This is a genomic window from Bacillus sp. JJ1122 (genome assembly GCF_036964885.1).
Taxonomy (GTDB): Bacteria; Bacillota; Bacilli; order Bacillales; family Cytobacillaceae; genus Mesobacillus.
In genome coordinates this window covers 208-7060 of sequence record NZ_JBALQL010000058.1, presented here as the reverse complement: position 1 = coordinate 7060, position 6853 = coordinate 208, and the positions used below count along the sequence as shown (strand labels likewise).

Below are 6853 nucleotides of genomic sequence, written 5' to 3'. Positions count from 1 at the left end.
TCCGGGGTATAGTTCAAAACGGGGGATGCCGTTTTATATAAAAGAAACATTTTTTTAGATTTAATCATCATTTTCACATTTATTAAAAACAGATTAATTTCCAGCGAAATCTAGTAATACCAATACTTTCGTCACTATTCGATTTGTTTTTTTCTTCCTTTAGCGGTATATGTCGGTATTTGTTACATAATTGTAATTTATCTGTTATTTGTTTGTAACCCCTTTCGCTATATACTAGGTTTAACATCTAGCAATCGGGGGTAAACAACTTTGTTTAAGAGAATTATAGCTTCAACTATGCTTTTCTCAATACTTGCTACTGCCACTCCGTCAATGGATCAAGCTTCTGCTGCTGGAACAGCTTACCACGTAAACGTAAGTTCCGGCACATTAAATGTTCGTAATCAGCCATCAACCGCTGGGAAAGTGATCGCAACACTTGCAAAAGGTTACAATGTGACTGTCAGCAGCCAGGGAAATGGTTGGGCAAGAATTTCTTTCAATGGAAAAATCGGATACGTTAGTTCAAAATATATCGCTTCTGGAAGCACTGTAACAAAAGCTTCTACTGTCAGCAGCAACTATAAGTCACAAGCCATCTCTATCGCTAAAAGCCATATGGGTGTTAAATATGTATGGGGAGGAACTACTCCAAGCGGATTTGATTGCTCAGGTTTAGTTACATATTCATTCAACAAAGCAGGCTACACTAAGCTTCCTCGTACAGCTGGTGAAATGTTCTCTGCAGGTACAAAAGTGACAGCCTATCAGCCGGGAGATCTACTATTCTACGCAACTAGCGGTGGAAAGAAAGTTACTCACGTTGCCATTTACATCGGGAACGGCCAAATGATCCACGCTGCTACATCAAAAGGCGTCTCAATCGCTAGCATTAACAACTCTTATTGGAAACCAAAATTTATGGGTGCTAAAAGATTATAAGTTAAAAAGGTGGCATATTCGCCACCTTTTTTATTTTGGTTCTGGGAACCGAGCATAAAAATTTCCCATGTAAAAATTAGTTTAATTCTCTTATTTATAATAATTCCTCGTTTTAAACCTGCTTTTTCTGCCAATAATCACTCACCTTGACCACTATTAAGTTATTTTTCCTAACATTACATGTTTGAAACTGTTTTGTAATATAAATAGTTTCCCAATGTAACATGACTGTTATATTAAACTGTTAATCTATTCCTAGCAAAGAAGATAAAGGAGATTAGAACTTGAAAAAAACTACTATAAGTTTCATCACTGTACTTGTTCTACTATTCGGTGCTTCAAATGCCACTTTAGCCGCTGGAAATACATATCAAGTAAAAAAAGGCGACACTCTTTGGGCGATCGCTAAAAAGAATAACATAACGGTTTCTCAATTAAAGTCATACAATAAACTTACATCAGATAAAATCAGACCTAACCAAGTACTAAAAGTGTCCGCAACCGCAAAGACAGCTGCGAAAAAGACGACTGCAAAAACTAAAGCACCTGCCTATAAAGAGATCACAGTTCGGGCAACTGCCTACACTGCAAGCTGCAAAGGCTGCAGCGGAATCACTTATACAGGCATCAACTTGAAAAAGAACCCTAACGCAAAGGTCATTTCAGTAGATCCTAAAGTCATCCCACTTGGCTCAAAAGTATACGTACCAGGTTACGGCGAAGCAATCGCAGCCGATAAAGGATCTTCCGTAAAAGGCAACAAGATCGACGTCTTCATCCCGAACAAACAAAGAGCACTTCAATGGGGAAGCAAAACAATTAAAGTAAAAGTCTACATCAAAAATTAATAAAAAGCAGATTCAAGAGAGCCGTGTGGTATGCCACAGCTCTCTTTTTTATATTGTACCGCTTTAACGTATTACCGTGCCGGGGGTCTGACCCCCGGCGCTTTAGAGTGTTAAAGTCGGTTACATTTTTATATCTACGATTTTGTATTCCATTTCTCCTGTGTTTCGGATGGTGAAGGTCATTTGGTTTAGGCCAGATTTTAGTTTTCCTTTGTAGTTTTTGGCTAGTTCAACGTAAATAGTTACGTTAAAATCGACTTGGTCGTCTTTTTTTGTTCCTTCTTTCATGTCTCTAAATTCAACCTTGGTGATGCCTTTTTTGAATTTATCAACGTTCAGCAGTCTTTTCTTGATCAGCTGATCTTCGGATACACTTGAGTCAACTAGCAGGTACTTAAAGAACACAAAGGCAGGATTGATGTTTCCTGGTACATTGAGGTCAATTGTATGACTGTAATCAAGCTTGCTGATTTTCCAGCCTTGTTTAGGTAAATAAAGTGCGCTTAACTTGTAAGCTGACAATTCCTCAGTTTCTCCAACTGGCACTAACAGGGTATACACTCTCTCTTTTCCGGAGGCTTCATCAAACTTAACGATTGCCTTATCCCACTGCAGGATTGATCCACCATCGGCTTCTGGCTGCGCCATTTTTCCTTTATGTTCAATGATGCCTTTATCCTTGATGAACCGCTTGGCGTAAGCTGGTGTAACACTCTCCTTCAGGTAGTCCATCAGTTCTTTGCTGGTATCGATATCTTTAGAAAGGTAGCGATAGTAAGAACCATTATATTCAAATGATTTATATTCCCCTTCCTCATAATGACCGCCGCTTTGGATATACCACTGCTTCTTCATCCATTCATACGCCATAGTACCGATTTCCTTGTGCGTAACCTTCTTCTTGACAATCGATGTTTGCGCGACCTTCGGGCTCTCCTTCGCATAAGACTCCTGTGCCGGCAATGCGGAAATCCCCAGCATCGCAACGGCCAAACCTGTGATGAACAATGTTTTTACTTTCATTTTCATTACCTCCAATTATTCTTGCTCCTTATGCTCTTATTTTAAAACCTTCCCGAAAGCCAAAAGTTACAAATTGGTAAACAGATGATTGAAATATGGTAACATTTTTTGCAAAAAAAGAAGCAGCTTTTGGGCTGCTCCTTACAAAGTAATTGGATTAGATGAAATCCTCCATCCTTCTGCTGTTTTCTTAAGAACCACCGTCACAGTTTCAAATACCAGGCTGTTGCCTAGCGGAACGCTCAAGTCATATTGCACTTCCGTTCCAAGATTCTTCACCTTTAAAACTGTCGCCCTGCTATAATTCAGCAGCGAGCCGCCATCCGCATTCGGCTGAGCCATCCTTCCCTCATGTTCGATAATGCGGGCACTTTCCATAAAACTTCGAATCGCTTCCTTTGTAAAAGAAGGTGCCAGATAATCATTCAATTTTTCCATCATATCGAGATCTGCACCCAGGTAGCGATAGTCCATGTCATCCACTGTAAAATTCTCAATAACCCCGGACTCCATTTTTCCGCCCATGCCAACATAAACATATTTTTCATACGCTTCTTGCACTTTTTTTATTAAAAGTTCATTTTCCAGGACGTTATATTTTGAAAAAGGTGAACCTAACCGAATACTAGCAATCATTTCATCCACTACTGCAGCTGCGTGATGATACATTTCACCCAAATTTTCCTTGACGCTATTTCTGCGAATCCCATAAACCAACTGCTCATTTTCCGCCACCACCTGAAGAGGAAATTCCTCTCTCATGATAAACTCCTGAGCGTGGGCTTCAATCGCGAACAGCAGCCCTTTTTTCTTCCCATCGGTAAAATAAACATTCATAACATATTCATTCGCTTCGCCTTCCTTCGGCTCAATCGAAATATAAGGATATAAATCCTTTGGTATGTTCATCGTCAAGTCAGCAAGCGGTTCATAATACAATACATCTGCATTTTTTCTTTCGGTTAAAGCAGCTTCGATTTTATTTTGTAAAAGCTCAAAGTCATTCCAGCTGGGAGTCGTAATGCTTTGCTGCATGCCCTGATCAAGAGCCAGCTGGGCATCCTCAGGCTTATCAGCCTTCAGATAGGCGTCCGCCAGGTAATACCAGTAAAATGCGGCATCCGGTACCTCCTTCGTCCGTTGTCTATAATAGTGTGCGACCTGTCTAAAATAAACGGGAGTAAGGTCCTTATCAGGTTTGAAAGAATCCTCCTCCCACTTCAGCACATCGACGGTATACACGTCTTCCATTTCCCGTTGCCAGATCGCCAGGCTCGGATGATTAACGCCAATTAAAAGATCAAGCTCATGGAATTTTTGCTGTGCGATTTTCTTAAACCTTTGATTCTCCCAGCTGTAAATGTCCAGCACACTTCCAGCTGAAACGCCCATTTTCCAGGCAATCAGCAATTCTGGTCTGCCATCACCCGTAAGATCCTCGGCACTTCCCCAACTGACTTCGTAACCAGGTCCCTCAAAATTTGCGACCTCCGTCCACTTCTTGTCCTGCTTCTGTAGCACAAACGCACCCGTTTGGTCTGCACGTAGATTGGATTTATAAAAGGCAATGATTTCTATTTTTCCATCATTATTAAAATCAGCCTGAATGATTGAATCGCTGCCTACCGGTTCATCGGGAACATGCAAGGCTGTTCCGGTTGGAAGGTGCCTCTTTACAATTTCTAAGTAATGATCCGATGTTTCATCCACGAATTTCGGATTCCCCGGCGCCTGAATGAGGCTCACCGGCTCCGGAAAAAAATTGCAGCCTCCCAGCATCATACACGCCAGAATGAGCGACACGCATTGCCTCTGCTTCCTTTTCATATTGATATCCTCCACCTCTCTTCCTTTTTACGAATGTAACGGGTATAGGAAGAGAAATCTCTCTTATTCTTTTAAAAAAAGGTTACAAAAAGGTTAATAGCCTAAATAGTTGAGATAGTTATTTCCACTATTGTACCCCTGCCAACCTCACTCTTTATATCAAAGCTCCCATTATGGGCATGGATGATTTCCTGGCAGATTGCGAGGCCCAAGCCTGTTCCAGATGCCTTGGATTTCCCCTTTTGGAACTTTTCTTTTATTAAAGGAAGCTCTTGCTGTGAGATCCCTACGCCTGTATCTGTAATTTGTATTTGGGCTTTTTTGAGAGGGGCGATTTTATAAGAAACGATGATTTCTCCGCCACTTGGAGTGAATTTCAAGGCATTATCGATCATATTGATGAACACTTGCTTCAAGCGGTCTGGATCCCCTTTTATAAAAGCATCATTGTCAAATGAGGCGATCAGCTTAATGCCTTGTCTGTTGGCCCTGGGATTTAACTGGCTGACGACTTGTTGGAGAGTTGTTTTTAGCGACAGCTCCTGAAAGTTATATTTCACTTTCCCCGCAGACAAGCTGGATAAATCAAGCAAGTCACCTAACATATTGGAAAGGCGTTCACTTTCATGAGAGATAATCTGGAGGCCCTCCTGGAATGTTTCATCGTTGGACATCGAATGCAGCGTGATTGCCCAGCCTTTTACCGAAGTAAGCGGCGTCCGGAGCTCATGTGAAACCGAGGCGATGAATTCATTTTTCAGCCGCTCATGCCTTTGCACTTCCTCTGCCATGAAATTGAGCGTATCCGCCAGCTTGCCAAGCTCATCGTTTTTCTGTTTTGTGATTCTCGCCGAGAATTTTCCGGAAGCCATTTTTTCTGCAGCAGAGGTAATGGCACTCACAGGTTTCGTGATTGAATTAGCTAAAAAGTAGCTGATCAAAGCTGCGATCACAATGACGAAGAGGCCGATCGCCATCAGAATGAGCATGTTCTGGACTAGTACCTGATTGATCTGCGTCATCGATGTCGTGAGCCGGATGGCTCCATAATTTTCACCATCGATCATCATCGGCTGGGTTACTGTCATTACTTTTTCATCATTCAATCTTCCTGTAAAATATCCCGTCTGCCCAGTTAGTGCTGTTTTTACATCATCTAGCTGTCCGACATCGGATTGAGCGTTATTATGTGAATCGGCTACCAGCTTACCGTGGTGATTGAGCAGCTGGACTTGAGCGCTTGTTAAAAAGTTATATTGTTGAAGGAACAGTGGCGCTTTTTCCTCGAGAAAGCCATCCCTGAGTTCCTGTTCATGAAATGAGATGAACATGGTACCTTGATCTTTTAAGGTTTGCTGTACTCCTTCTATATAATAAAAGCGCAGCGCTGTAAGAATAATGGTTTCAAACATCACGACTGTCAAAATAATTAGTATTAAATAGCTCGATACGAGCCTTCCTTTAATTCCTGTTTTCATTGTCAGGCTCCGCCTTCTTGGAAGCAGTATCCGTAGCCCCACATCGTAATAAGGTATTTAGGATTGGACGGGTCATCCTCCAGTTTTTCACGAAGCCTTCGCACATGGACATCGACAGTTTTGGGGTCGCCAAAATAATTGGTGCCCCAGATTTCGTCGAGCAGATCGTTTCTGGTAATTGGCTGATTGACCCGTTGGAAGAACAGCTTCATGAGCTGGAATTCTCTTGCCGTAAGTTTTAATGGAGTGCCAGACTTATAGACTTTAAGAGTTTTTAAATCTAATATGTACGGCCCCATGGATAGCTGCTCGGATGCCAGATCTCTGGTGGCTGCTGGAGTTATTCTTCTGAGAACGGTCCTGACTCTGGCGACCAATTCAAGAGGATTGAACGGTTTGACGATATAATCATCTGCCCCCAGTTCGAGCCCCATGATTTTATCCATGTCCTGACCCCTGGCAGACAAAATGATGATCGGCAGCTGGGGATGCTTTTCACGCAGCTTCGTACATATTTCAAAACCATCCATATCAGGCAGCATCAAATCTAGAATCACAATCGCCGGCTTCTCTTCCTCAGCCAGCCGAAGCGCAGATGCCCCATCCCCCGCCTCCACAACATCAAAGTTCGACCGGCTCAAATTAAAGCAAATCAGCCGCCGAATCGGCAGCTCATCCTCCACAACCAACACCCTACCCTCACCCATCACCGCATCACCTCACTGGGGGTCTGAC

At 42.3% G+C, this 6853-nt stretch carries 6 protein-coding genes; 2 read left to right on the top strand and 4 right to left on the bottom strand.

Features of this window, described 5'->3' with window-relative positions:
- Positions 1-270 precede the first annotated feature (270 nt).
- On the top strand, positions 271-942 hold the full coding sequence (locus V7201_RS23080; RefSeq protein WP_335379092.1) for a C40 family peptidase: 672 nt from the start codon (positions 271-273) through the stop codon (positions 940-942).
- A 284-nt stretch (positions 943-1226) separates the two neighbouring features.
- Positions 1227-1790 carry a 3D domain-containing protein gene (locus tag V7201_RS23075; RefSeq protein ID WP_335379091.1) on the top strand — a complete coding sequence of 188 codons (564 nt, stop codon included), beginning with the start codon at positions 1227-1229 and terminating at the stop codon, positions 1788-1790.
- A 120-nt stretch (positions 1791-1910) separates the two neighbouring features.
- Here the strand turns inward: V7201_RS23075 and V7201_RS23070 are convergent, their stop codons facing one another.
- The 4 genes from V7201_RS23070 to V7201_RS23055 form a co-directional block, all read right to left on the bottom strand.
- Positions 1911-2813, bottom strand: coding sequence for a DL-endopeptidase inhibitor IseA family protein (locus V7201_RS23070; RefSeq protein ID WP_335379090.1), 903 nt, complete (start codon positions 2811-2813; stop codon positions 1911-1913).
- Between the two features lie 141 nt (positions 2814-2954).
- On the bottom strand, positions 2955-4640 hold the full coding sequence (locus tag V7201_RS23065) for a DL-endopeptidase inhibitor IseA family protein (protein WP_335379089.1): 1686 nt from the start codon (positions 4638-4640) through the stop codon (positions 2955-2957).
- 101 nt (positions 4641-4741) lie between these two features.
- Entirely contained in the window at positions 4742-6118 is a 1377-nt protein-coding gene (locus V7201_RS23060) for a sensor histidine kinase (protein WP_335379088.1), read from the bottom strand.
- Between the two features lie 2 nt (positions 6119-6120).
- The gene (locus V7201_RS23055; protein ID WP_335379087.1) at positions 6121-6825 is read right to left on the bottom strand and encodes a response regulator transcription factor; all 705 of its coding nucleotides are present in this window, start codon (positions 6823-6825) and stop codon (positions 6121-6123) included.
- Between the last annotated feature and the right edge of the window lie 28 nt (positions 6826-6853).